This is a genomic window from Paraburkholderia sp. SOS3 (assembly GCF_001922345.1).
GTDB lineage: Bacteria > Pseudomonadota > Gammaproteobacteria > Burkholderiales > Burkholderiaceae > Paraburkholderia.
Genome location: NZ_CP018812.1, coordinates 1,881,844 through 1,907,369 on the forward strand (window position 1 = coordinate 1,881,844; position 25,526 = coordinate 1,907,369).

At 66.0% G+C, this 25,526-nt stretch carries 27 protein-coding genes and 3 pseudogenes; 20 read left to right on the forward strand and 10 right to left on the reverse strand.

Annotation, left to right across the window (positions count from 1 at the left end; genetic code table 11):
* Positions 1–49: 49 nt before the first annotated feature.
* The 11 genes from BTO02_RS28455 (at position 50) to BTO02_RS28505 (ending at position 9,666) form a co-directional block, all read left to right on the forward strand.
* On the forward strand, positions 50–616 hold the full coding sequence (locus BTO02_RS28455; RefSeq protein ID WP_075160423.1) for a cytochrome b: 567 nt from the start codon (positions 50–52) through the stop codon (positions 614–616).
* Positions 617–1,019: 403 nt separating this feature from the next.
* On the forward strand, positions 1,020–2,024 hold the full coding sequence (locus tag BTO02_RS28460; RefSeq protein ID WP_198039275.1) for a universal stress protein: 1,005 nt from the start codon (positions 1,020–1,022) through the stop codon (positions 2,022–2,024).
* 40 nt (positions 2,025–2,064) lie between these two features.
* Positions 2,065–2,541: a universal stress protein gene (locus tag BTO02_RS28465; protein WP_075160425.1), complete on the forward strand. Its 477-nt coding sequence runs from the start codon at positions 2,065–2,067 to the stop codon at positions 2,539–2,541.
* A gap of 26 nt (positions 2,542–2,567) precedes the next feature.
* On the forward strand, positions 2,568–2,762 hold the full coding sequence (locus BTO02_RS33975; protein ID WP_198039276.1) for a DUF2964 family protein: 195 nt from the start codon (positions 2,568–2,570) through the stop codon (positions 2,760–2,762).
* A gap of 47 nt (positions 2,763–2,809) precedes the next feature.
* Positions 2,810–3,946 (forward strand): ABC transporter permease, encoded by a 1,137-nt coding sequence (locus tag BTO02_RS28475; protein WP_075160426.1) that lies wholly within the window; start codon positions 2,810–2,812, stop codon positions 3,944–3,946.
* On the forward strand, positions 3,943–4,647 hold the full coding sequence (locus BTO02_RS28480) for an ABC transporter ATP-binding protein (protein ID WP_198039344.1): 705 nt from the start codon (positions 3,943–3,945) through the stop codon (positions 4,645–4,647). The genes BTO02_RS28475 and BTO02_RS28480 overlap by 4 nt, the downstream gene beginning before the upstream one ends.
* Complete coding sequence (locus tag BTO02_RS28485; protein WP_075160428.1) at positions 4,644–5,729, forward strand: HlyD family secretion protein; 1,086 nt, start codon at positions 4,644–4,646, stop codon at positions 5,727–5,729. The genes BTO02_RS28480 and BTO02_RS28485 overlap by 4 nt, the downstream gene beginning before the upstream one ends.
* A gap of 46 nt (positions 5,730–5,775) precedes the next feature.
* Entirely contained in the window at positions 5,776–7,275 is a 1,500-nt protein-coding gene (locus BTO02_RS28490; RefSeq protein WP_075160429.1) for an efflux transporter outer membrane subunit, read from the forward strand.
* Between the two features lie 326 nt (positions 7,276–7,601).
* A complete protein-coding gene (locus BTO02_RS28495) occupies positions 7,602–8,042 on the forward strand; it encodes a hypothetical protein (RefSeq protein ID WP_075160430.1) in 441 nt (146 codons plus the stop codon).
* A gap of 365 nt (positions 8,043–8,407) precedes the next feature.
* Positions 8,408–9,100 (forward strand): CBS domain-containing protein, encoded by a 693-nt coding sequence (locus BTO02_RS28500; protein ID WP_075160431.1) that lies wholly within the window; start codon positions 8,408–8,410, stop codon positions 9,098–9,100.
* Between the two features lie 44 nt (positions 9,101–9,144).
* A complete protein-coding gene (locus BTO02_RS28505) occupies positions 9,145–9,666 on the forward strand; it encodes a BCAM0308 family protein (RefSeq protein ID WP_232243571.1) in 522 nt (173 codons plus the stop codon).
* A gap of 55 nt (positions 9,667–9,721) precedes the next feature.
* On the opposite strand, the pseudogene BTO02_RS28510 reads toward BTO02_RS28505, so the two are convergent.
* Positions 9,722–9,982: pseudogene (locus tag BTO02_RS28510) on the reverse strand (hypothetical protein); the annotation flags it as partial.
* A 138-nt stretch (positions 9,983–10,120) separates the two neighbouring features.
* On the opposite strand from BTO02_RS28510, the gene BTO02_RS28515 reads away from it, so the two are divergent.
* Positions 10,121–10,444 (forward strand): DUF1488 domain-containing protein, encoded by a 324-nt coding sequence (locus tag BTO02_RS28515; protein WP_075160434.1) that lies wholly within the window; start codon positions 10,121–10,123, stop codon positions 10,442–10,444.
* Entirely contained in the window at positions 10,441–11,472 is a 1,032-nt protein-coding gene (locus tag BTO02_RS28520) for an Acg family FMN-binding oxidoreductase (RefSeq protein ID WP_075160435.1), read from the forward strand. Before BTO02_RS28515 ends, BTO02_RS28520 begins: the two co-directional genes overlap by 4 nt.
* A 163-nt stretch (positions 11,473–11,635) precedes the next feature.
* Here the strand turns inward: BTO02_RS28520 and BTO02_RS35460 are convergent.
* From BTO02_RS35460 to BTO02_RS33980, 6 genes and pseudogenes are all read right to left on the reverse strand, one after another.
* Positions 11,636–11,752, reverse strand: a pseudogene (locus BTO02_RS35460) (chemotaxis protein CheB); the annotation flags it as partial.
* Positions 11,749–13,425: a bifunctional aminoglycoside phosphotransferase/ATP-binding protein gene (locus BTO02_RS28530; RefSeq protein WP_075160436.1), complete on the reverse strand. Its 1,677-nt coding sequence runs from the start codon at positions 13,423–13,425 to the stop codon at positions 11,749–11,751. The pseudogene BTO02_RS35460 and the gene BTO02_RS28530, both read right to left, overlap by 4 nt.
* Complete coding sequence (locus tag BTO02_RS28535) at positions 13,422–13,946, reverse strand: serine hydrolase (protein WP_075160437.1); 525 nt, start codon at positions 13,944–13,946, stop codon at positions 13,422–13,424. Before BTO02_RS28535 ends, BTO02_RS28530 begins: the two co-directional genes overlap by 4 nt.
* Entirely contained in the window at positions 13,943–15,244 is a 1,302-nt protein-coding gene (locus tag BTO02_RS28540) for a putative glycoside hydrolase (RefSeq protein ID WP_083615420.1), read from the reverse strand. Before BTO02_RS28540 ends, BTO02_RS28535 begins: the two co-directional genes overlap by 4 nt.
* Positions 15,241–16,137 (reverse strand): polysaccharide deacetylase family protein, encoded by an 897-nt coding sequence (locus BTO02_RS28545; protein WP_075160438.1) that lies wholly within the window; start codon positions 16,135–16,137, stop codon positions 15,241–15,243. The genes BTO02_RS28540 and BTO02_RS28545 overlap by 4 nt, the downstream gene beginning before the upstream one ends.
* A gap of 122 nt (positions 16,138–16,259) precedes the next feature.
* Positions 16,260–16,598: pseudogene (locus BTO02_RS33980) on the reverse strand (TCP-1/cpn60 chaperonin family protein); the annotation flags it as partial.
* Positions 16,599–16,911: 313 nt separating this feature from the next.
* Here BTO02_RS33980 and BTO02_RS28555 point away from each other — a divergent pair.
* Both BTO02_RS28555 and BTO02_RS28560 read left to right on the forward strand, forming a co-directional pair.
* Complete coding sequence (locus BTO02_RS28555) at positions 16,912–17,862, forward strand: universal stress protein (RefSeq protein WP_075161467.1); 951 nt, start codon at positions 16,912–16,914, stop codon at positions 17,860–17,862.
* Positions 17,863–18,071: 209 nt separating this feature from the next.
* On the forward strand, positions 18,072–18,521 hold the full coding sequence (locus BTO02_RS28560) for a CBS domain-containing protein (RefSeq protein WP_075160440.1): 450 nt from the start codon (positions 18,072–18,074) through the stop codon (positions 18,519–18,521).
* 55 nt (positions 18,522–18,576) lie between these two features.
* Here the strand turns inward: BTO02_RS28560 and BTO02_RS28565 are convergent, their stop codons facing one another.
* Positions 18,577–18,840 (reverse strand): hypothetical protein, encoded by a 264-nt coding sequence (locus BTO02_RS28565; RefSeq protein WP_156884013.1) that lies wholly within the window; start codon positions 18,838–18,840, stop codon positions 18,577–18,579.
* A 207-nt stretch (positions 18,841–19,047) separates the two neighbouring features.
* Entirely contained in the window at positions 19,048–19,371 is a 324-nt protein-coding gene (locus tag BTO02_RS35550) for a ChaB family protein (protein WP_332262268.1), read from the reverse strand.
* Between the two features lie 98 nt (positions 19,372–19,469).
* Here BTO02_RS35550 and BTO02_RS28575 point away from each other — a divergent pair, with 98 nt between their 5' ends.
* The 5 genes from BTO02_RS28575 to BTO02_RS28595 are packed head-to-tail and all read left to right on the forward strand — an operon-like array spanning position 19,470 to position 24,785.
* On the forward strand, positions 19,470–20,120 hold the full coding sequence (locus BTO02_RS28575) for a BON domain-containing protein (protein ID WP_075161470.1): 651 nt from the start codon (positions 19,470–19,472) through the stop codon (positions 20,118–20,120).
* Between the two features lie 55 nt (positions 20,121–20,175).
* A complete protein-coding gene (locus tag BTO02_RS28580) occupies positions 20,176–20,826 on the forward strand; it encodes a BON domain-containing protein (protein ID WP_075160441.1) in 651 nt (216 codons plus the stop codon).
* 15 nt (positions 20,827–20,841) lie between these two features.
* A complete protein-coding gene (locus BTO02_RS28585; protein WP_075160442.1) occupies positions 20,842–21,312 on the forward strand; it encodes a hypothetical protein in 471 nt (156 codons plus the stop codon).
* 39 nt (positions 21,313–21,351) lie between these two features.
* A complete protein-coding gene (gene ppsA, locus BTO02_RS28590; RefSeq protein WP_075160443.1) occupies positions 21,352–23,799 on the forward strand; it encodes a phosphoenolpyruvate synthase in 2,448 nt (815 codons plus the stop codon).
* Positions 23,796–24,785: a 1-phosphofructokinase family hexose kinase gene (locus BTO02_RS28595; protein ID WP_075160444.1), complete on the forward strand. Its 990-nt coding sequence runs from the start codon at positions 23,796–23,798 to the stop codon at positions 24,783–24,785. The genes ppsA and BTO02_RS28595 overlap by 4 nt, the downstream gene beginning before the upstream one ends.
* A gap of 49 nt (positions 24,786–24,834) precedes the next feature.
* Here BTO02_RS28595 and BTO02_RS28600 read toward each other — a convergent pair whose 3' ends face one another.
* On the reverse strand, positions 24,835–25,524 hold the full coding sequence (locus BTO02_RS28600; RefSeq protein ID WP_075160445.1) for a BON domain-containing protein: 690 nt from the start codon (positions 25,522–25,524) through the stop codon (positions 24,835–24,837).
* Between the last annotated feature and the right edge of the window lie 2 nt (positions 25,525–25,526).

Sequence of the window (25,526 nt, forward strand, 5' to 3'; positions counted from 1 at the left end):
CGTGTGGCGAGCATCGATCTCTCCGGCCGCTTAACACTCTCAGCCTATCTTGACGAAACTATCTGTCCAATACGACGGCATTGCCCGCACGCTGCACTGGCTGATCGTCCTGCTGATCGTCGCGCAGTTCCTGCTGGGCTGGACCATGCCCGACATCCATCGCGACACCGTGCCAGAAGGGCTGATCGCATGGCACCTGAAGGTGGGCGCCACGATCGTCGCGGTGATGGCACTGCGCGTTCTGTGGCGCATTAGCCATCGATCGCCGCCCGAAGATCTGCCCAAGGCGGTCGCCATGCTTTCGCGCGCGACCCACGTGTCGCTTTATGTCGTGCTCGTAAGCGTGCCTGTGCTCGGCTGGATCAATGCATCGTCGAGAGGATGGACGGTCGCGCTGCCCGGCGGCGTGCCGTTACCGGCCCTCTCCGCGAAGGGCGCTTCGTTCGGGCATGCGATGGGCGACGTCCATGGCGTGCTCGCCTGGGTCCTGCTCGCGCTGATCGCGGTCCATATTCTGGCTGCGCTTTTCCATCACCTCGTATTGAAGGACAACGTCATGCATCGCATGGTGCCGTGGACCGTGCGATCGTCTGCGCGCCGCAAGCGGACTGATTGACAAGGCGAGCCGGGACGATCGATGCGCGTGACAAGGCCTATCGCCGCATTCGTCCTGATCGTCGCTCGCGACGCGCGATGCGGGCAGTGGGAACGAGCACATATTTTCCTATACTCCTGAGGATACCGAGGCGAGAAGCGGCGATCCGCATTTCGTCGCCGCATACCCGGCAAACCGAGATCCGCCTCAAGCTGCCTCCCGCTCGCCGAGCCTCGGCTATCTCGCTGTCTATCCCCATCTCCATGCCAGAGATCCTTTAGCGCACCGCCGCCTGCCACACGCGTCTGCTTGATGTACGTCAAGCGGCCGCCCGTCAATGCCGCCCATGATGAACCGGTGATAGCACGCCGCGCCTCCCGACACCGCTCGCAGAGGCCGGGCACCCGATGGGATGGAGGCGGATATGGCAGGCTCGCAGGGCGCAACGGATGCGCCACGCGCATTTTCGCGAATCGCGGTCGCATGCGAACGCGGCAGCGGTCTGCTGATGCTCGCGCGATTCGCGCTGATGTTCGCGGCGAACAATCCCGCTGTCAGACTGATTGACATCGTTAGCAACCCGGCATCGCTGTTTCCGACGCTGATGCTGAGCTACCCCGACTGGAGCGAAGCGCATCGCGCGATGACTCATGCGGCATCGACGATGTTGAGGCAGGCATCGGCCGAACTGGCCCGCGCCGGCATCGACGTGGACACGCAGTTGCTCGACTCGCCGGCCCTGCATATCGACACTGCCGTGGTACTCGGCCGCGCCGCGACGTGCTGGCAAGCCGATCTCGTGGCGATTTCGTCGCCCTCGCGCAAGCACCATTGGGCCTGCCATTTCAATCCGGAGGAAGTGGCCGCCTCGACTCACTGCCCGGTGCTGTACGTTCCCAATTCGCAGCTTTCGACCGAGATTCCACGCCGCGCGCGCGTGCTGATACTCGTCGACGGCAGACACGCGTCATTGCAGATGCTGCGCGCCGCGTTGCCATCGGTTCCCGCCGATGCGGAGTTGAAGGTCGCCTACGTGATCGACGGCCTGTTCCATCTGCGCACATGGTGTCCGCGCGATCTGCTGCGCCGCCTGGGCGAACGCGCACTGGAAGCCGCCGCCGGGGTGCTACGCGAGCACGGTGTCGATGCGCGAACAACCTTGCTCGAGACGCAGGGCGAGCTCGACGACGTGCCCGATGCCATTTCGCGCGAAGCGAAGCAGTGGAAAGCGGACGTGATCGTGATGGGGCTGCGCAGCCGGCATGCGCTTTCCGAAACGTTGCCGGGACGTGTGGCTTCCCGCGCGCTACGCGACCCTCCATGCGCGGTGATCGTCTATCCGCCGGCATGGGTCGCGGAAAAGCTCGCACAGACTATCGACGGCCCCATGGTCGCCACCGGCATGGAGCCGCCGCCGATCATTCTTTAGACGCATTGTCCGATTTCATCAGCGTTCACTGGAGGTCATCATGTATCAGAAGATCCTGGTTGCCGTAGACGGCAGCGACACGTCGAAGCAGGCATTGAACGAGGCGGTGCGTGTCGCGGCGATGACGCACGGCAAGGTGCATGCGGTTTATGTCGTCGACCAGGCCGCGCTCTTTCCCTACGCGGGCTACTACGATCCGGTGGCGATGATCGATGCGTTCCGCCGCGACGGACGCATTGCGCTCGATGATGCGTCGGCCCGCTTTGCCGCCGCGGGTATCAGCGGCGAAGCGGAGCTCGTCGAAACCGAATCGGTCAGCGAGGACGTCGCGCATTGTCTGCACCGGTGCGCGCAGCGGTTCGGCGCCGAGCTCGCGGTGATGGGCACGCACGGCCGGCGTGGCATGCAGCGCGCGATTCTCGGCAGCGTCGCCGAGCGCTTCGTGCGCCTCTCCGAATGCCCGGTGCTGCTCGTGCGCATGGACGACACCGATGCGAAAGCGCCAGCGCAGGAGTGACAGGCGCAGCCATACGGAGAGCCGACATGAAATTCCTTCGTCAGTGGCGCATCTCGCTAGCGATGAGCGCCGTATTGGCCTCGATGATGGGGCTTGCCGCCGCGTTGCAGGGCATGGTGACCAGCGACGAAAAGGTGTTCTATGCGGGCAGCGTCGCGTTATGCGGCGGACTCGTCGCCGCTACGGTGCTGCTCGAGAGGGTGCGCAACCGTCGAAGCTGAAGGCGCCATGACTCGCCGCCTGTCGGCACGGCCTGGATCAAAACAACATGAAAGGCATCCTCAGACTCGCGTTCAAGCTGCTCGTGAACGACAACGCGAAATTTACCGCGCTGATTATCGGCATCACGTTCGCCGTCTTCCTGATGGTCGAGATGACATCGTTGTTCGCCGGCATATTGAACAAGTCGTCGTCCACGGTTATCAACGTGGGCGCGAAAATGTGGGTCATGGACCCGGCGGTGCAGACCATAGCAAGCAGCATCGGCATGCCCGATTACGTGCTCGATGCGGTGCGCAGCATCGATGGCGTGAAGTTCGCCGTACCGCTGTATTCCGGGGCCGCGCTGGTCCGCTTGCGCGACGGCACCTACCAGGCGGCCACCGTGATCGGCCTCGACGATGCGAGCCTGTTCGGCCGCCCGAAAATGAAAGCGGGGCGCATCGAAGACATCTACGCGGAGAACGGCTTCATCGGCATCGACGATGCCGAGTATCCGAAGCTGCATAGCCCGGCGCTCGGCGCCGACTTCGAGTTGAACGATCACCGCGGCGTGATCGTCGGCATCGCGACCGTCGCGAGCAGCGGGCTGTTCGGCACGCCGACGCTTTATACGACGTACAAGCGCGCGATCCAGTATGTTCCGCCGACGCGCTACACCACCTCGTACATTCTGGTCGAACCGAAATCGCCATCGGACGTTGCCCGCATCAAGGCTGGAGTCGCCGCGCTCGGTTACGTCGCCTTCACCAAGGCCGAGTTCATGCAGCGCATCTCGCGGTTCTACAAGTACGAGACCGGCCTCGGCACGAACATTCTGCTCATGACGCTGATCAGCTTCATCGTCGGACTGTCGATCTCGGGGCAGACGTTCTACACGTTCATCCTCGAGAACCTCGAGAAATTCGGCGCATTGAAGGCGATTGGCGCGAAAAGCCATGAGCTCGTCGCCATGATCCTGTTTCAGGCGACCTTCACCGCGCTGACCGGCTACGGCCTCGGTGTCGGACTGTGCGCCGGCACGATCACTCTCGCGCGGCTGCGCTTGCCGGGCTACGCAGCGATGATCACCTACGGCAATCTCATGCTGGCGTTCGCAATGGTCGTCGTGATTGCGGCGCTGTCGAGCTATCTCGGCGTGCGCCGCGTGCTGCGCATCGAACCATTCGACATTTTCAGGGGCTGACGATGCCGGCACCGGCGATCGACGCGCGTGGGCTCGACAAATGGTTCGGCGAAGGAGAGGCGCGGACCCGGGCGCTGAACAACGTGACGATGCAGGCGCATTTCGGAGAAATGCTGCTGATCGTGGGCCCGTCAGGCAGCGGCAAGACGACGCTGCTCAGCGTGATTTCCGGCATCCTGCGGCCCGACGGCGGGTCGGTGCGGATCGACGGCGTCGATCTCTGGCAGCAACGCGCGGATGCGATTGCCGAGTTCCGCCTGAACCGGATCGGCTTCGTGTTTCAGGACTACCACCTGTTTGCGCGCCTGACGACGCTCGAGAACGTCGCGATCCCGCTGATCCTGAAGCGGCGCGACTGGGACGACGCGCTTGCGCAGGCGCAAACCTGGCTCGACGTCGTCGGCCTGAAGAATCGCGCGAACCTGCCGCCGGTGAAGCTATCCGGCGGCGAACAGCAGCGCGTCGCGATTGCGCGCGCGATCGTCAGCGAACCGGATCTGCTGATTCTCGACGAACCGACCGCGTCGCTCGACGGCGATACCGGCCGCACGATCATCGAGTTCGTCAAGCATAAGGTGCTCAACGCGCATCGCTGCGTTGTCGTCGTCACCCACGACAGCCGTATCTTCGACTACGCGGACCGCATCCTGCACATGGAAGACGGCCAGCTGCGAAGCATCGACGAGGGAGGCGGCAAATGAAGCAGAAACTCGTCTTCGCCGCCGCGTTCGTCGGGTTCGTCGTCAGCGTCGTGGCGGCGTGGGTCTACGGCATCCAGCAACCGCCCGAGCCGCCCGTCTTCGATCCCGCATCGAATCCGTATGCGCACGGCGTCTACGCCACAGGTATCGTCGAGAGCGACCAGCCGGCGGGCTCGAACATCAATGTCTATCCCGATGTAACCGGGCCGGTCACGCGGCTTTTCGTGCACGACGGCGATGTCGTGAAGCGCGGCGATACGCTGCTCACGATCGACGACTCGGTGCAGCGCGCCACGGCCGCGCAACTGGCCGCGCAGGCCGATGCCGCCCAGGCGCTGCTCGACGAGCTGCGCGCGCAGCCGCGGCCCGAGACGCTCAGCGTCGCAACGGCGCAGGTGCGTGCCGCGGCCGCCAGTCTGAAGATGGCGCAAGACCAGTTCGACAAACAGCAGCGTGCTTACGCGATCGAGCCGAAGGCGGTCAGCCGCGACACGCTCGACAATGCGGCCAACGGCGTGAAAGTGGCGCGCGCGAATCTCGATGTGGTCGAACGGCAACTCGAATTGACGCGCGCGGGCGCGTGGATCTACGACGTGCGCAACCAGGAGAAGCAGGCGGCCGCGCTCAGGAAGGCAGCCGACGCCTCGGCCGCGCTGCTCGATCGCTATACGCTGCGCGCGCCGGCCGACGGCATGGTGTTGTCGCTGAACGCTGCATTGGGCGCATATCTGTCGCCGCAAGGCGTCTACGACACCTATGCGCAAGGCAACGCGCCCGCGGTCGTGCTCGGCTCGCATGCGAACCAGCTCGCGGTGCGCTGCTATGTCGACGAGATTCTGATCAACCGTCTGCCCGATCCGCACGCGCTGAAAGCGCGGATGTTCATCCGCGGCACGCCGGTGCAGGCGGCACTGCAATTCGTACGCATCCAGCCGTACGTCACGCCGAAAATCCAGTTGTCGGATCAGCGCACCGAGCGTGTCGACGTGCGCGTGCTGCCGGTGATCTTCCGCGTGGTGCCGCAGAACGGCGTGCGGATTTATCCAGGCCAGATCGTCGATGTCTACATTGCCTCGAACTGACGCGATTCGCGCGCTCCGCGCAACGCGGCGGCGGCGCCGCGATCGCATGCTGCGCGCGTCGCCGGCGAGGGCTGTGTGGGCCGCGAGCGGCGCGATCGTTGCGACGGTCGCGGCACTGTCGATCGCCGGCTGCGCGGTCGGGCCGGATTTTTCGCGTCCGCCCGCGCCGCGTGTCGATCAGTTCGTCAACGGCGCCGCGCCCGCAACGACGCTCGCGGCTGCCGGCGCGACACAGGTATTTCGCCCCGGTGCGCCGGTACGCAACGACTGGTGGACGCTTTTCGGCTGTCGCGCGATCGATGTGGCCGTCGACGAAACGCTGACCGGCAACCAGACGCTCGCTGCCGCGCAGGCGACGCTGCGGCGCAGCGAGCATGAATTGCGCGCGGGCGCGGGCATATTCTTCCCGCAAGTCGACGCGCAGTTCAGCGCATCGCGGCAAAGGTTCGCGCCACTGCGATCGGGAATCGACGTGCCGTCGTCGATCTTCAATCTGTTCACGCTCTCGGCAACGGTCTCGTATGCGCTCGACATCTGGGGCGGCGAACGGCGGCAGGTCGAGGCGCTCGCGGCGCAAACCGAGGCGCAACGCTATGCGGTCGCAGCCGCGTATCTGACGTTGAGCGCGAACGTCGTCAACACGATGATCGCGCGCGCCGCGTATCGCGACGAGATCGCCGCGACCGAAGAAATGGTCGCGCTCGTCGGCCAGCAGATCGATATCACGAACGCGCAGGTGATCGCCGGCGCCAGCGCTTACTCGGCCGTGGTCACGCTCGAGAACGAACGCGCCACGCTCGAAGCATCGGTGCCGGCGCTCGCGCAGAAGGAGGCGCAGGCCGACGATCTACTCGCTTTGCTGGCCGGACAGTTTCCATCCGAATGGCACGCGCCGCCGGTATCGCTCGCCGATATCGCAGTGCCGGCCGATTTGCCGCAAACGCTGCCGTCGACGCTCGTGCGCCGGCGTCCCGACATCCTGCAGGCCGAGGCTGCATTGCATGTCGCGAGCGCCAATGTCGGCGTCGCGACGGCCGCGCTGTTCCCGAACATCACGCTGTCGGCGAGCGGCGGTTTCGACAACACCTCGATGCATAGCCTGACGGACAGCAGCGGACGGGTCTGGAGCATCGGCGCGGGAATCGTGGCGCCGCTCTTTCAGGGCGGCACGCTCTGGCATCAGCGCAAGGCTGCGCTCGCGGCCTTCGACGAATCGAACGCCGGCTACCGGCAGACCGTGCTTGCCGCGTTCGCGCAGGTTGCCGACACGCTGCGCGCGCTCGAACACGACGCCGCCGCGCTCGACGCGCAAACGCGCGCGGTCGACGCCGCGGGCGAAGCGCTGCGCTTGCTGAAGACCGGTTATGAGGCCGGTACGGTCGGCTATCTCGAGATTCTGATCGCCGATCGCCAGTACCACGAGGCACGCATTGCGTGGCTGCAGGCAAGCGCGCAGCGCCTGCAGGATACGGTTGCGCTCTATGCAGCGCTTGGCGGCGGCTGGAACGAAGAGCCGCCGGCCGCAGCGGTGCCGATCTCGAATTGAACCGCGCCCGAATCAGACGAGCGGGGCTTTCAATTCGTGAAGCTAGATCGATATTCGATTCGTTATCCACACTCTTGTGACGCAATGTCCGCATTCGCGGGAAGTCCTATACGCGAGGAAGATTCTGCACACGTTCAAGCGAAAGTGTTTAGCCTGTTGTGAATCAGGGCTGAACGTCCACGCAAATTCTGGCGATTAGCGGGAATGTGCTTCGTTATCGAATGCCGTTTTAACAGTTACAGTGCGGTTGCCGAATCGGATAGGGAATAGATCGGGGGTTCCGCTGTTCTACGGTTGGACCTCGATAATTCTTCGGCAACCTACCTGTGACGCAATCTCATAGCATTCTCTTTCCCGCGCTGGTGCTGGCAACGTGGACCTGTATCTGGCTATGGGGCATCGGTCTCGCTGAATTCCTGTTTGCGATCGCAATCGGCATTCCGCTCAGGAGAACTGCTTGCTGGACGCGAACGCGGGTAATGGTATTCGATGCGCACAAGGATGGCACATGGATCGGACCCGACCGGTCCGGTTTGCTGCACGCCCCGATCATTTTTTATGTTTTTTCATTGGCGCTCACCATAACGCAGAGTGGAAACAGGTTCGATTATTTTATAGGCTGGTGCTATACGTTACTACGCATCGCATGCAGCCTAAGCGAAGTGCTTTCGAATGGGCTTACGAAAAAGCAGATCTTGCTATATTCGTCGAATGCAGCGCTGATCATTCTGTCGACGCATGTTCTTTTTGACATGTCGGGCAACTAGGCGGTAATAGTCAAATCGAGTCACTTCTTTGATCGGAACGGGCTTTTGCGACAGTTCTGTTTTTGCGCGACCGCGAAGTCAGTATCGCGCGATCGGCAAACGGTCGAACGTCGCGCTGCGCCATGTGTTCTGCCTGCCGGCATCCTGCCCGGCGTTCAGTATCCACATGGGACGCTGTTTCAGGCGTTATTGCGCAGCGGCGAACTGCGGGCGCTGCGACACGCGAATACGGTGATGCTTTCGCTTGATCTCGATCAAGGCCGGCGCGGCCGGTACGGCAAACCATTCTCCCTATGGCCGGTTCGCAGAGCATGAGCGCCGCTCGTGCGGAGCGGGACCGGATGAACCCATTCGAGGAGAAACCCATGCGTGCAATCGACGTGATGACCACTTCGGTCATCTACGCAACCCCTGAGATGAACATACGCGAAGCGGCCGGCCTGCTCGCCGAACATTCGATCAGCGCGGCGCCGGTCGTCGATGCCGACGGCAATCTGGTCGGTATCGTCAGTGAGGGCGACCTGTTGCATCGTAGCGAAATCGGCACCGGCGCGCGCCGGCGCTCATGGTGGCTGCAGTTCCTTTCGTCGACTCGCGAACTGGCGCGCGAGTACGTGAAGGAGCACGCGCAGACCGTCAAGGACGTGATGACGACCGACGTAATGACGGTCTACGAGGACACGCCGTTAGGCGAGGTCGCCGAACTGCTCGAGCGGCACCGGATCAAGCGTGTCCCGGTGCTGAAAAACGGCAAGGTGACGGGCATCGTGAGCCGTGCGAATCTCGTGCGCGCGTTGGCGAGCATCGAGCCGCCCGCGGCGCCGCTCGTGACGCCGGACGATGCGAAACTGCGCGAGGCGGTGCTTGCCGCGATGGCAGGCGAGCGCTGGGGACTGGCGCGGGAAAACGTCATCGTTGCGGACGGTGTGGTGCATCTCTGGGGCTCGATCACGAGCGACGAGGAGAGCAAGGCGCTATGCATTGCCGCGCAAAGCGTACCGGGTGTGAAGGAGGTGGTCAGCCATCTCGCGTACCCGGCTCCGTTTCCCGCAATGTAACGCGCGGTTTTCCGCGTGCATTGCCCATGGCATGGAGGCCGGCTTTGAACCGCGTTCACGACAACAAGCCAACATCGGCCGCGCTGCGTCGCGACAAACAACCTCAACCGCATACCGGCGACAGCTACCGGGCGCCGCTGCGCGTGCCAAGCGGCACGGGCTGCCGCGAATGCGGCGCCGTTTACGACAACGGCCGCTGGTTGTGGTGCGCCACGACGCGACGCACCAGTCAGCTCGTATGCCCGGCGTGCCGGCGGATTCTCGAGCATGCCCCCGCGGCCGAACTGTGGCTGCAGGGCTGCGGCTATCTCGATGCGCACCGCGATGAGGTTCTCGCGCTGTTGCATCATCAGGCGCAGGGCGAGCAGGAGCGCCACGCGCTCGAGCGGCTGATGCGCATCGACGAGCAGGCCGGCGGCATGAAGGTGACCACGACCGGCACGCATCTGCTGCGCCGGATCGGCGCTGCGCTGCTACGCACTCACCACGGCCGGCTTTCGATCGAGTATCGCGACGGCGATGGCCTGCTGCGTGCGCGCTGGAGCCATGCGGACAGCGACGTGTGACCACGTTCCCGCGGGCGGCCGAAGCGCCGCCTCGCCTCGCGCGGCGGCTACTTCGCTACTGCGCATCCGCAATCGATTCAGGCGGCAAGCTCGGCAAGCAACCCCAGCCGAGCGGCGCGAAAACTTCGCCGCCCGCCAATTCGATCTGTTCGACGAAAGCGGCCAGGGTAACACCGGCCATGATGTGCAGCGGCTCGCCATCGAGAAAACTCTCGGTGCGCAGCCATGGCGCGGCGCCCTCGTTGAGTTCGTACGCGCTGCGCGCATGGCCGTTGCGGCCCGATTCGGGAGGGAAGAGCGGCCCGTCGAACGTGACGCAGGTCAAGCGTGTTGCATGGCGTCGCGCCGAACGCCGGCGTTTGACTTGCGTCAACGCGCGCTGCCCGCAGGGCCGTAGGCTAGATGTGAGTTCCCGATCCGCCCCGCGCGATCATGTTTCGCACAGGTGTCCGCCATGCATATTTCCTTTCCACACGATGCGCCAGAGTATCGCGGGCGCGACCTCGTGGTCGCGTTTGCGGCACTCGTCGACGGCAAAGCGGTTCAGTGCGCGATCACCGCAGAGGCGCTCGAGGACCATTTCGGCGCGGCATCGCTGCGAGAACCGGATCTCATCGACGCCTTCATTGCACATCGTTTCGAAATCGAACAGGCCGCGGACACAATGCTCAACGAAGTGGGGGGCAACCCGGTACTGCTGCACAGCGGATACTTCCGCTTCTACCCGCACGCGCAAAACGGCTCGCGCGACGGCGTCGATAAGGAGAGGCCGAGATGAACAGCGATACGTCGCCGTCGGCATGGGATCTGGACGAACATCGGTTCGACGCATCCGCGCCCATGGAGCAGCAAGTGCGCTTTGCGCTGCAATACGCCGTGCTGGCCCCGTCGAATCACAACGCGCAGCCGTGGCGATTCATCGTCGACGCAGACACCGTTGAACTGTGCGCCGACCGCACGCGCGCATTGCCGGTGGTCGATCCGTTCGACCGCGAACTGTTGATCGGCTGCGGCGCGGCATTGCTCAATCTGCGGGTTGCGTTGAGTCATTTCGGGCTCTCCTACGCGATCACGGTGTTTCCGTCCGAACTCGATCCGGACATCGTCGCGCAGATCAAGGTGTCGCACGACGGCTATCGCGATGCGGGGCTCGCCGCGCTCTTCGGCGCCATCACGGAACGGGTCACGACGCGCGCGCCATTCTCGGGCGAAAACGTGGCAACGGCACTGCAGGCGAAACTGATCGATGCGTGCGATACGGAGGGCGCGATCGCGTGCTGCGTCGATGCCCGGTCGTCGCGCCAGGCGATCGCCGAGCTGATCGAAGAGGCCGATCACATCCAGTTCGCGGACCCGCGCTTCCGGCGCGAGCTGGCCAGCTGGATCCATCCGTCGCGCACGGCGGACGGCATGCCCGCGTACGGAGCGTCGGTGGGGCGCATGCTCGACCTCGCTGCGCCGTTCGTCGCGTCCGCCTTGCGGGTGTTCGACATGGGCGCGGGAGCGCCGGCCACGGACCGGCGTTTTATCGAAGGCTCGCCGCTGCTGGTCGGCATCGCCACGCGGCAGGACAATCGCGCGGAGTGGGTCGCCGCGGGTCAGGCGCTCGAGCGCATGTTGCTCGTTGCGGCATCCGAAGGGCTCACGGCGTCTTACCTCAATCAGCCGATCGAAGTCACCACGCTGCGAGAACCGCTGCGGGCGCTGCTGAAGGTCGACGCGATTCCGCAGTTGCTGCTTCGTGTCGGACGCGGTCCGCAGGTCGGTCACTCGCCGAGGCGGCCGATGCCGGACGTCGTCGACTGAGCGATGCGGCGGCGCCTCGTTCGAAGCGGCTCCGTTGCACATCCTTTGCCGGATCTGGGCCGCCGCACGCTCGGCTTTTCCGGTTTGTGCGTTCAGCGCGGCAACGTTTGCGCGGCGCGCGCAATCGGCGAATCGAGCAGGCGCAGGCCGAGCTTCGCTTGCCGCGATGCTGCGCGATGAACACCGGCGCCCGAGAGTTGGCCGCTAGCTGCGCGACCAGCTGCGACAGCGCCTCGATGCCGCCATGCGACGCACCGATGACAAAAATTCTGTCCTTCATGAATGGCCTCGCAATTGGGGTTTGTTTCCATGATGCTGGCGCGTTTGCGCATCGGGCTGACGTTGGTCAATCGTCAGAATGGATCCCCAATATTCGGCCGCTTCGATGCGCGAGAGCGGAACTTCGGTATCGAACCTCACGGCGAGCGTTCTTTCGTCGGCCGTCAGCGGTTCCGCGCGGGTGCGCTGCATTTCCAGCACCGCCAGGTCCGCATCGGACAGATCGTTGCGTGCCCGCGCGCGGGCGCTCACGCGCGCTGCCATGCACGCGTCGCTCGCGTGAAAATCGAGCAGCACGGCGCGCACGCCGAGCGCATGCGCGAGCTCCAGGAATGCAGCGCGGTGTTTGCGCTGAAGAAACGTGGCGTCGACGATGACGCTGTAGCCATTGCGCAGGATGTGCTCCGCTGTCTCGAGCAACGCGCCGTAGACGCGGTCGATTTCGTCCGGCGCGTACGAGTCGGCGCGCAACGCCGCCCGCCCGGGCGGCGCGTGCGTGCCGATCCGCTTGCGCTGCGCATCGCTCGAAAGACGTATCGCGGGATAAAGATCGGCCAGCGCACGGCTCGCCACCGATTTCCCCGACCCCGAAAACCCATGGCATAGCAGCAGACACCGGCGCTGGCCGGTCGCGGTTTCGTTGACGGCAGCGACAGCCGTATCGAGATAGCGCTCGCTTGCGGCGCGCGACGCCGGTTCCTGCGGACCGAGCCGCGCGACGTACGCACGCACGAGCGCGCGGTACACGATGTAAAAGCGCAGCGGGACGAGCGCGCCGTAGTCGCCGCTCGTCTCGAGCCAGCGATTGAGCATGCGCGTCGCGAGATCGGCCCGACCCGATGCGCGCAGATCCATCAGCACAAAGGCGAGGTCGTTGGCGATGTCGATCCAGCGCAACGCATCGTCGAATTCGATGCAATCGAACATCAGCACGGTGTCGCGCCACCGCACGATGTTGTTCAGATGCAGGTCGCCATGGCAACTGCGCACGAAGCCCGTTGCACGGCGCGCGTCGAGCGTATCGGCTACGCATGCCAATTCGGCGGCGCACCAGCGGCGCAGCGGCTCGATGCGAGCCGCGCCGATATGCGTGGCGCAGCCGTCGAGCACGGCGTCGCATTGCGCGCGCAGCAGCGCGGCGCTGCCGAGCGCGTGCCGCGGCACGTCTCGCGACGCGTGAAGGTGGCACAGCGCGAGCCGTGCCGCTGCGCGGTCGATATCCGCGCGCTGCAGGTCGCGTCGCGCGAGCAGCCGCGAAAACAGCATGCGCTCGTCGAAGCGTCGCATTCTGACCGCGTATTCGGCGCCGCCTGCACGGCTTGCGGCAACCTGCCTCGCGCGGCCCCCGGGCGCGATACGCACGAGGCCCAGATAAAGCGGCCCCGCAAGGGTCCGGTTCAGGCGCAGTTCGGCTTCGCAGCTACGCCGTCGGGCGTCGGCGTCGGTGAAATCGACAAAGCCGAATGCGACGGGTTTCTTGATCTTGTACGCAAACCGCCCGGCGAGATAGACAACCGACAGATGCGTTTCGCGGCGCTCGATGCGTCCCGCGGGGTGCAGGTAGAAGTCCGGCCGGCGCAGCGTGCGCTCGAGCGCGCGCCATGCGCGCCGCGCGGCGCGCTGGCGGTTCGCCGCGTGCAGCGTGGGGGTGCCTTCGACGTTCGATCGGATCATGGTGGGGTCGCATCGACGGTTGGTTTCGCGGCGCCCGGTGTTTCGCCCGTACGCGTGTCGCGATAGATCAGGTAGCGCTCGCAGCGGCATGAATGCAGCGCGCTCGCGGGCAGCGAGATGCGCGGCGTCGGTGGCGCTCGCGCCGCGCGCAAGGCTGTCCCAGACCTCGGCCGAGCCGATCGCAGCGCGCGTCGCCGCGAAATCGAAGCGCGCGGGATACAGGCGACCACTTTCGTCAGCGACGCGAGATCGAACGCGGTGTCCGCCGTCATCGGCTCGTCGCGAGGCAGACGCGCGCGGTTGCCTGCGGCGAGCCGGTACAGCACGCGTTGCGCGTCGCCCGCGAGCACGACCGCGCCGGGCACGCGGCCGGCTGCGATCTGGCCGGCGACGATGCGCTGCGCTTCCTCGCGCACTGGCGCATCGAATGGATCGTGCGTGCCGGCTGCCGCGCCCGGCGACGTCAGCAGCACGGCGCACAGCAGCGCGGCGCGCGCTGCGCCTGCGTGGCGACGCCTCATCGCGGCAACTGCGCCGGGTCGTAGCGATTGCGCGGGTTCCATAGCATCCAGCCGTTGGTGTGCTCCGCATCGGCGGCATCGACCTGCGCACGGATTTCGTCGGCATCGAACTCGTGATGGTCGAACGCGTAGTCGCGAAACGCCTGCAGCCACGGCCGGAAGCGCACACCGGGCAAACCGGTGCGCCGCTGCGCCTCGGCCAGCGAGCGGCGCACGATCTGGCCCGGATCGGCGGTCGGCCGCGTGCAGCCGGGCAGGCCCCAGGTGAAGCCCGACGGGTACAGCATCGGCGAGATGTAATCGAGCGCGGCGCCGAGCTGCTCGATCTGCTGGCCGATCGCCGTATCGTCGGCATTCCAGCAGACGTAGCCGAAGATGTCCGCCGACACGAACACGTTGTAACGGGCCAGACGTTCGCGCGCGGCGCCGAGGAAGCCGGTGATGGCCGCCGTGCGGTTCGCGCGCGTGTTGGGCTCGGCAAAGCGCAGGCCGGGCGCGTCGGGAAAGCGCACGTAGTCGAACTGGACTTCGTCGAAGCCGAGTCGCGCGGCTTCCTCGGCGAGGTCCAGATTGTGCGTCCATGCCTCGCGCACGAACGGGTCGATCCACTGCAACTGCTCGCGGTCGCGCCAGACCTGTCCCTGTGCGTCATGCACCGCCCAGGCGGGATGAGCGTCCGCGAGCGGATCGTCCTTGAACACGACGATGCGCGCGATCAGGTACAAACCGTCGCGATGCAGTTCGGCGACAAGAGCGGCGAAGTCGCGCATCGGCGCGGGATGAACCGGCAGTTTCGCGGCCGCGCCGATTGCGACGCGCGCGGCGCTCGGATAGGGCGTCATGCCGCGGTCGCCTTTTACGTCGATGACGAGCGCATTGATGCCGTTGCTTTCCTGCAGTTTCACCGCGGCGTCGCGCAGTACGGGACTCAGCACGCCATAGACGGACAGATAGACGGCCTTCGGCCGGAACGGCGTCAGCACGACCGTGACCGGCGCGTCGCCCGTCACCGGCGTGCGCGCGCGTTGATAGCCGGGTGCGCGCGCATCGATCACGGTGACGCCCGCCATGCTCGCGAAGCGGCCGTCCGCTGCGACCTTCTGCGCCGCACCGTCGACGACGACCCAGGCGTGCGGTATCGGCTTGCGCGTCGCGGCGTCGATGACGACGCCGCGCGTCTGCACGGAGGCCGTCGCAGGGGCCGTCTGCGTGCCGGCCGCCGCTCTCCCGCACGAGGCCGCGGCGAGCGCCAGAGCTGCGCAAGCGGTTCCGAAGGCCGCTCGCCAGCGCGCGCTCATCGCTGCGCTCCTGGGCCTGGCGGCGAACCCGTCTTCGTTTCGCCGAGCAGACGGCCGAGCAGTTGCGGCGTGCAGCCGTCGACCATCAGGAAGCGCGGCAGCGCGAGTGGCGCATCGGTGCGCCACACGCGGCGCGCTTCGATGGTCAGCCCGGCGACGTAGCCGCCTGCGCGGGCGAGCTCGACGAGTTCGTCGTCATAGATGCCGAACGGCCACGCGATCGTATCGACATGACCGCCGACCTCGCGCTCGATCGCTTCGCGCGAGTGCGCGAACTGCCGGCTCGCGAACCGGCGGAATTCGTCCGGCGACAGGCGGCGCCGCTCGACATGAAAATCCGGATGCCACCAGCTATGCGATTGCACGTCGAAGAAGCCGGTCGCCTTGAGGGCGCGCAACTGGTCCCAGGTCAGCGCGTACGGCGCGTTCGAGATCGCCGATGGATAGACGAACAGCGTGACGGGAAACCGCTCGCGCAGCACGATCGGCATCATCGCGTCGTACACCGAACGATGACCGTCGTCGACCGTCACCGCGACCGCCTTCGGCGGCAGCGTCGCCGCGCGGTCGCGTACCCATGCGACGATGTCCGCGAGCGGCACGATCTTGTAGCCGTGCTCGCGCAGAAACGCGAGATGCGCCTCGAAAGTCGCGATGCGCACGGTCATCGAATCGTCGGCCGACTGCGCGAAACGGTGGTAGACGAGGATCGCGACCACCGGCACGGCGGCGTTGCCGGCGACGGCGCCGTCCGGCAGCGCTGCGAATGCGGCCGGTGCGGCGGGCGCGAGCAGCGGACAGAGCACGCATGCGATCGCCACGACGACGCGCAGCGCAAGCTCGTACCGGACCAACGGCGCGGCGCCGTGATGCACAGCCGGGCGGCAGGCCATCAGAACGTCCGCGCGAAAGCGTCGCTGCCGTCGCTGCCGGCTTGCCGCATGGGCGGGCGCGCGATCATGCAATCGGTCGTCAGCAGCAGCGATGCGACCGAGATCGCATTTTGCAGCGCGGTGCGCGACACCTTGACGGGATCGACGATGCCGGCTTCGATCATGATTGCCTGCGCGAGCGTGGTCGCCGTCGTGGTCCCGTCGCCCGCGACTTCGCTCGTGCGCGTCGCGACTTCGCGCAGCAGGCGCGCGCCCATCTCGGCGAACGGGTCGGTGAGGTCGACCGCGCCCGCGACGACGACGCCCGAGTTGGCGACGAGCGGCGCCGCATCCGGCTTTTCGACGATCACGTTGCGCCCGCCGGGCCCGAGCGTGACCTTGACGGCTTCAGCGAGCGCATTGACGCCATTCAGCAGCAGCTGGCGCGCGTCCTGATGAAAGACAAGGTTTCTGGCTGACACGATGGGCTCCGTGGATGGATTCGTCGCTGACGGGCACGGCCGCGCTGCATGCCGTTTTGTTTCGATCATTGAACCGGGACCGCGCGCGCACGCTGTTGATCTGCATCAACGGACCGGCCGCTGGATCCGCCCCGAGCGGCCACCCGGGGGCCGCGCGCCGCTCGACGCGCGCGGGCGTTGATCGATATCAAATCGCGCACTTCGTGTTGCGCGATGCTTCAGGGGGAGCGCGGTCCGTCGCCGCATCGACCCACGGTGCGAGGTGCGCGGACAGTGCGGCCGCAGCGCGTGGCGCACGGGAGGGCACTGGATCATGAGCGAACTGGCAACGGCAACTGCTGCCGATTCCGTACGAGCGATTACTCGCGTCACGATGGCCGTCGATGCTTCGCCGGCATCGCAGCGGCTTGCCGCGTATGTGCGCGATCTGGTGCGTCCCGGCATGCATGTGTCGGTGGTCGGCATCGCGGAGAATCCGCGCGTGCTCACGCCGCAGCTGGCCTTCGACGACGCGATGCTCGCGACGGCGCGGCAGGGCATGCGCCGCGCCGTGCGCGATGCGTTGGGACGCGCGAGCGGCATCGTCAGCGCAAGCGGTGCGGACGTCGACGCGCGTCTCATCGACCAATCGCACGAGGACGGTGCCATCGCCGATGCACTGGTTGCCGACGCACGCACGTTTCATGCGGATCTGCTCGCGGTCGGAGCGCGGCAGCATCGAGGCATGCTGCGCTGGACCGACGCCAGCGTCTCGAGACCGGTTACGCGCGACGCGCATTGCTCGATGCTGATCGTGCCCGAGCGCTTCGAGCGCAAGCACACCGGGCCGCTCGAGCGCATCGTGTTCGCGATCGACGGCAGCGCCGCATCGCTGCATGCGATGCGTTACGCGCTGCAACTGGCGCCGGCGCAAAGCCGGTTGCTCGCAGTCTATGTCGTCGATCGGGCACTGCGGTTCCAATCGATGCCCGCGCTGCTGCTCGAGGATGCGTATATCGCCGAGGGCGAGCGGGCGCTCGGTCACGCGGCGACGATCTTTGCGCGTTGCCCGAATCCGTCGAAAACCGCGCTGCTGTCGACGCGAACCGTGGGCGACGACATCGCCCATGCGCTCGTGCGTGAAGCGATCCGCCTGCAGGCCGACCTGCTCGTGGTCGGCACGCACGGCCGGCGCGGACTGTCGGGCTGGCTGCTCGGCAGCGTGGCGCGGCGTGTCGCCCGGCTCTCCGACGTACCCGTGCTGCTCGTGCGGCCGACTGCCTGACCGCTTCGCCGGGACGCATTGCGTCGCGCTGCCGCTTGACCTGCGTCAAGTGCGGGGAGCCGTACGCGGCTACGCTCGGTGAGGCGGGTCGCCGGTGTGACGATCAGCTGTCGATCGGCGCCTGACGCGCCGTTATGGCGATTTCCATCGGATCGACGTCACATCCGACGTCGCAATGTTCAACCGATTGAACCGGCAAGGAAACCGAAATGGACGCAGCGAGCATTTGCACACGGGACGTCGTCTCATGCCGCCGTGACACGACGCTACTGGACGCGGCGCGGCTGATGCGCGACAGCCATGTCGGCGATCTGATCGTGGTCGACGGGCCGCCCGAGCGCGCATCGCCGGTCGGGATACTGACCGACCGCGATGTGGTGCTCGCAGTCGTCGCGCCCGGTGTCGATCCGTCCACGCTATTCGTCGGCGAAGTGATGAGTTCGCCCGCGATACTCGCGTATGCATGGGAAAACCTGTGGGAAGTCGCGAGCCGCATGCGGCTGCACGGTGTGCGCCGCATGCCCGTGATGGGCCAGTCGGGCGAGATGATCGGCGTGATCGCATTCGACGATCTGCTCGAAGCCGCGTCCGGCCTCGTGTCGTCGCTGTGTCACGCGGCGGGGCGGCAGCCGTATTTCGAGGAAAAGCGCCGCGCTTGACGCAAGGGAATCCGCATCGCACGAGGGCTGTGCCGGCGCTGCCGGCATGCCCTGCTCAGGCCGCCTCGCACGCGCGCAGGCGGTCGCTCAACACGGTGGCGAAACGCTGCAGCGATGCAAGCGAGCCGACCACGCTTTGATATTTTTCGCGGCCGATCTGTGCGTCGAGAAGCACGAGCATGCCGGCGTCGCGTGCGAGTGCGAGCAGTGCATCGGGTTCGTCGAAGACAGGCGGTTCGCCGCATGCATGGACCGTCGGCACGGACGCAGCCGCGACGGCGAGGCCGGAAAGGGCGCAAGCGCAGGTGACGTTGGACATGGCGAGTCTCCTTCTGTCAGGCGTTCGATGCCGCTTTTGCTGCGCGGCACCGATGGCATCCGACGTAAGCCGGATCGGTAACCAAAGTATGGTGCGCGCTCTTTCGCGATCCAATCAGGCGCCTCTGAAGTCGGTGTCATCCGCGACTGGCGACCTGCCGCGTAGTCCTACAGACAGTCGGCCGCTGCACCGCCGAACACGTTTTCACTACTGCGCCATCCATTGACCTGCGATCTTCACGTAGGAGCGCTTGACCGCCGCCCATGCCACGCGGTGCGCGATTGCTTCGCGCCGCACAGAGGCTGCGTATTCATCATATGCGGCGTTGAATGCGGCGCGGTAAATGTCCTGCGCGTGCGGCGGAAGATGATTTCGCACCGACGCGGGCAAGTCTTCGTTACTGGCATAAGGCATATCGTTCTCCGCGGTAGAAGCGCCGTAGCTGCCGGGCGCGCCAGGCGCGGACGTGACGCAAGCGTGCGCCGTGTGAAGACGTCTTCGCTTGATGCCGGTCAAATCGGGCCCGCGCATGCGCACTACGCTAGTACACGAGAACCGGGCGGCAACGCGATCTTGCGGGCATCGCCCTTCCTTATTCCGGTAATGGCGAGGACGCGCGTATGAATCCCATCAAGCCCGACAGTCAGATCAGACAGGAAGTCGAAGACGAACTGGCCGCCAACGCGGCCGTCGATGCAAACCATATCGGCGTATCCGCCTCGAATGCCATCGTCACGCTATCGGGCGAGGTCGCGAGCTACGCCGAAAAACTGGCCGCGGAAAAATCGGCGATGAGCATCTCCGGTGTCGACGCGGTCGTCGTCAAGCTCGATGTGAAGGTGCCGCAAAGCAACCGGCGAACCGACGAGGACATCGCGGTCGGCGTACGCGGCGTACTCGACTGGATCGCGGGCCTCGACGAATACAGCGTCAAGGTCAAGGTCGAGAAAGGATGCGTGACGCTGGTCGGCGAACTGCAGGATGCGTATCGCAGCCGCATTGCCGAACAGCACATCTCCCATATGCGGGGCGTGGTCGGCGTGTCGAATCAGATCCGGATTCGCGGCACGGCGTCGTCGGTCGACATCGAGCAGAACATCCGTAAAGCGATCGAGCGGCACACCGAACGCGAATTGAAGCACATCGGCATCGAGATCGAGGACGGCAAGGTTGCGGTGTCGGGGCGCGTCAGTTCGCCGGCGGAACGCGCGCTCGTGTGCGGCGCGGCACGCGGAACACGCGGCGTGACGGCAGTCGAAGACCGGCTCACGCTCGCATGAGGCAAGGCCGGCAAGCTCCGGCGCATCGTATCTATCGGAACAGCAGGAGAACACAGTGAAGACGCATGGAAGCGTAAAGCGCGACGTCGAGCAGGAGTTGCTCTGGGACAGGGGCGTCGACGCGCGCGCGATCAAGGTCAAGCTGGTCGGGGGAGCGGTCGCACTCAACGGAACCGTCCTGAACAACGCACAAAGAAACGAGGCACTGCGGGCTGCCCAGCGGGCCGCGCCGGACGTGGTGATTCATGACAATCTGATCGTGAAGTGTCCTGATAACGGCCAGTGTGCGGACTCGACGCTGGCCGACGAGATCCGCGCGACGCTCGAGCAGTGCGAAAGGCTGCGTCATGCGGCGATCGACGTCGCCGTGGCGGACGGCCGCGTGACGCTCACGGGGCTCGTCGACGCGCCGGCGCAGCGCGACGAGGCCGCCGTGCTGCTGAGGGATATTCCGGGCATTGCCGACATCGAAAACCGGATCGCGACGCGTTTGGGCGAAGCGGAACGCACGGTCGCGGACAGCATCGCGACGGCGCTGCAAGGGTCCGGGTTGCATGCGGCCGAATCGATCGTCGTCGATGTGCGCGATGGCATCGTGCGCCTGACGGGCACCTGCAGTTCGACGAAGCAGAAGGAAATCGCCTGCGAGGCCGCGTGGAAGGCAAAGGGCGTGCGCTGGGTCGTGGACCAGTTGCATATCGGCTGAAGGAAGGAGACGCATATGAACTGGCTACTCGAGTATTTCGCGCAAGCAACCCCCACGCTGAACCTGACGCTCTGGGCACTTCAGCCCGCGGTGCTCGGGCCCGATGGTCCGATCGTCAAGCCCGTGATTTCGCTGCCGTATCCGGGCATCGAACTGACCTACCGCGCCGCCGACGAAGTCCGGCGCGGCGAGCGTGTCTACGAATGGCCGGCGCGATACGAAAGCGCCGTTGCGGCCGGCGCCGCCGCGCATGCCGAAGCGATTGCGGACCCATCCGGCTTCTTTCGCGAAATTTCGATCTACGCGCCATCGGCGATCAACCGCGAACCGGTGGTCGTAATCAACCGGAATTTCTCGTTTGCCCCTGTATTCGCAGCCGACGGAACACCGGGCTTCGTCGGCGAAAGCATGCCGATCGAGGACGCGAGGCAGCCGGCGAACCAGATGAAGCTGCCGTGGTTCTTCTCGGGCTACGTCAGCATCTGACCGGTTCGCAAGGCCGCCGGTCAACGTAAGGAGCGACACATGAGCGATCAGGACGAACTCGTCGTCTGGTTCGAGGACCTGCGCCGCAACGACGTGCCGCGTGTGGGCGGCAAAAACGCTTCGCTAGGCGAAATGGTGAGCAATCTTGCCGCGTCCGGCATACGCGTTCCACCGGGTTTCGCGACGACGGCGCGCGCGTACTGGGACTTCATCGATGCGAATGGTCTGCGGGACACGATCGCCGGCCTGCTCGGCGAGTTCGCCGGGAACCGGCGCGCGCTGGCGGAGACCGGCGAAGCGATCCGGCACGCGATTCTGCGCGCGCAGTGGCCGGCCGCCACCGCAGAGGCCATTTGCCGAAGCTATGAGGAACTGGCCTCGCGCGTCGGCGGCGATGACCCCGACGTCGCCGTGCGTTCGAGCGCGACCGCCGAAGATCTGCCCGACGCGAGCTTTGCCGGCCAGCAGGAAACGTCGCTGGCGATTCGTGGCACGCAAGCGCTGCTCGACGCGTGCCGGCGCTGTTACGCATCGCTGTTTACCGATCGCGCGATCAGCTATCGCGAAGCGAAAGGATTCGATCACCTGAAAGTCGCACTCTCGATAGGCGTGCAGAAAATGGTGAGATCGGATCTCGGCGCATCGGGCGTCGCCTTTTCGATCGACACCGAGACGGGTTTCGACCGGATCGTGCTGATCGACGCCGCGTGGGGGCTCGGCGAAAACGTCGTGCAGGGCACGGTCGATCCCGACGAATACGAGGTGTTCAAGCCGCTGCTCGACGAAACCGCATGCGCGCCGATCATCGGCAAGAAGCGCGGCGGCAAGCTCAAAAAGATGGTGTACGCGAGCCGCGGCCCGCATCCGACGAAGAACGTGCCGACTTCGAAGGCGGAGCGCGCGGCATTCGTGCTCGCGGACGCCGACGTGCTGCTGCTGTCGCGTTGGGTCTGCGAGATCGAGCGCCACTATGGCCGGCCGATGGACATCGAATGGGCGAAGGACGGCGTGAGCGGCCAGCTGTTCATCGTGCAGGCCCGCCCCGAAACGGTTCAGTCGCGGCGCGAGGCGACTGCGATCAGAACCTTCCGCATGCGATCCGCGGGTCGCGAACTGCTCGCGGGCGTGAGCGTGGGGCAGGCGATCGCGGCGGGACCGGTCTGCGTGATCGAAAGCCCGCGCGACATGGCGCGTTTCGTCGATGGCTCTGTGCTCGTGACCGCTGCGACCGATCCCGACTGGGTGCCGGTCATGCGGCGCGCGTCCGCGATCGTGACCGATCACGGCGGCCGGACCTCGCATGCGGCGATCGTGAGCCGCGAGCTCGGGCTTCCCGCGATCGTGGGCACCGCCCACGCGACGCGCGTGCTGCACGACGAGCAGGATGTCACCGTGTCCTGCGCGCAAGGCGAGGTCGGGCACGTCTTCGAGGGAACCGCGGACTATCAGGTCGAAGAGATCGACTTCTGCGCGATTCCTCGCACGGACACGCGCATCATGCTGAACCTCGCCAACCCCGACGCGGCCTTGCGCTGGTGGCGCATGCCGGCCGACGGCGTCGGACTTGCGCGCATGGAGTTCGTCGTCAGCAACCACATCCGGATTCATCCGATGGCGCTCGCGCACTTCGACGATCTGAAAGATGCCGAGGCCGCCCGCACGATCGCGGAGATGACCGAGGGCTACCGCGACAGAACCGACTATTTCGTCGACCGTCTGTCATGCGGGCTCGGCCGTATCGCCGCCGTGTGTCATCCGCAGCCGGTGATCGTGCGCCTGAGCGACTTCAAGACCAACGAGTACGCCCATCTGATCGGCGGCGCCGCGTTCGAGCCCACGGAGGAAAATCCGATGCTCGGTTTGCGCGGCGCGTCGCGCTACTACTCGCCGCGCTACCGCGACGGATTCGCGCTTGAATGCCGCGCGCTGCGGCGGCTGCGCATCGAGATGGGCATGACCAACGTCATCGTCATGGTGCCGTTCTGCCGCACGCCAGAGGAAGCCGACCGCGTGCTCGAAGCGATGGCCGAACATGGCCTCAAACGCGGCGAGGCCGGCTTGCAGATCTATGTGATGTGCGAAATTCCTTCGAACGTGATTCTCGCCGACGAATTCGCACGGCGTTTCGATGGATTTTCGATCGGCAGCAACGACCTCACGCAGCTGACCCTCGGCGTCGACCGTGACTCGGCGGAACTCGCTGCGCTATTCGACGAGCGCAACGACGCGGTGAGGTGGATGATCCGCGAAGTCATCGAACGTGCCCATCGCGCCGGTGCGAAAGTCGGCCTGTGCGGCGAGGCGCCGAGCGCGCACCCCGAGTACGCGCGGTTCCTCGTCGAGTGCGGCATCGACTCGATTTCGGTCAGCCCCGACAGCTTTATCGCAGTCAAACGGCACGTGGCGCAGGCGGAAGCGTCGCTGCGCAAGCCACAGGCGCCTCGCGAGGCGCTCGAGGCTGCACTTCTTTCGGGCGAACGTCGATGAACATGCTGACCGTCACGCTGAACCCGGCCGTCGACATTTCGACGTCTGTCGAGCGGATCGCCGACACGCACAAGCTGCGCTGCGCCGCCGCGCGCCGCGACCCGGGCGGCGGCGGCATCAATGTCGCGCGTGTGCTGCACCGTCTCGGCGCCGACTGCACCGCGTTTCTGCTCGCGGGTGGAGGCAGCGGCCACACCTTGCTCGCGATGCTCGCCGACGAAGGACTGCACACCCAAGCGCTCGAAATCGCCGGCGAGACGCGCGAAGATTTCTCGGTGTTCGAGACCGCGACCGGCCGTGAATATCGCTTCGTCCTGCCCGGCCCGGCCGTTGCGCCGGACGAGTGGGCCGCCTGCCGGCGCCGCGTGCAAGCGGGGGTCGGCGCGGCGCGCTTCATGGTGTTGAGCGGCAGTCTGCCGCCGGGATTGTCGCGCGATGCGTACGCGCAACTCGCGCGCGACGCATGCGAGGTTCGTCCCGACATCCGCATCGCGGTCGATGCGTCGGGGCCGGCACTTGCCGCCGCGCTCGACAGCGGGCTCGTCGACATCGTGAAGCCGAGCCTCGCCGAATTGCGCGAGCTGACCGGAAAGGCGCTGTCCGACGCGCACGCGCAAGCGGACGCGGGCCGCGCGTTGATCGAAGCGGGCAAGGCGCGCATCGTGGCGATCACGCTCGGCAGCCAGGGTGCGCTGCTGGTCACGTCGAGGCAGACCTGCTTCATGCCCGCCGTGCCGACCGAAGTGCGCAGCGCGATCGGCGCCGGCGACAGCTTTCTGGCAGGCCTGCTTTGGGCGCTCGACCAGGGCGCGTCGGATGGCGAGGCGTTGCATTATGCCGCCGCAGCCGCGGCTGCGACGCTGCGCCAGCCGGGTACGCGGCTGTGCGACGCGCGCGACGTCGTTCGTGCGTACGCGAAGGGCGAAAGACCGCTCGTCGTGAACGGCACGGCGGCCGGTATCGCCGACCTTTGCGCAAAGCGTTGACGTACCGCGAGCCGGGCCCGCGCGAGGTCCGCGAGGTCCGCGAGGTCCGTTATCGCTGCAACGGCACGTGTATTTCGTCGCGCAGTTCGCGCACCTCCGGATGTTCGCGGGCCGCCGCGCACGCAAGCGCGCGTTGGCCAACCGTAGGCAGCGTGCCGCTCAACGTGACCGTGCCGTCTTGCGCCTGCACCCGGATGGCATCCGCATGTCGTTGCGCATCGCTGCGCAGTGCCGCGCGAATCTGCCCGAGCACCTCCATCTGGACCTGGCGGTCGCTCACGCGAAGCCGGTTGACGATCGACGTGACGCCCTGGAGTGGAATGACGACCGCCTCGGCGAGCTTCTTCTGGTACGACCAGTCGACGCGGCCGGTCAGCGTGAGCGCGCCGTCGCGAACGCCGACTTCGACCATTCCGCGTGGCAGGCACGCTTTCCAGACAAGCGCCGCCAGCGCCGCGTCGCGCAGGACGGCATCGGCGCGCCGCGCGGATGCGGGCAACCGGACCGACAGTTCATTGTCGACCGCCGCGAGTCCGTCGACGCAACGCGTGGTCGAACACGCCGCCACTTTCGCGGCGTAACTGGACACGGTGCCGCGCAAGGTCGCGCGGCCGCCGCGCACGTCCACGGTGATCGATTCGCGCTCGAGCAGCGGGTCATGACGCAGATTATCTGCGGCCCGTCGCGCCAGTTCGTGATCGGCCGGCGTGATGCACGGCGTTGTTTCTACCGAGGCCATGT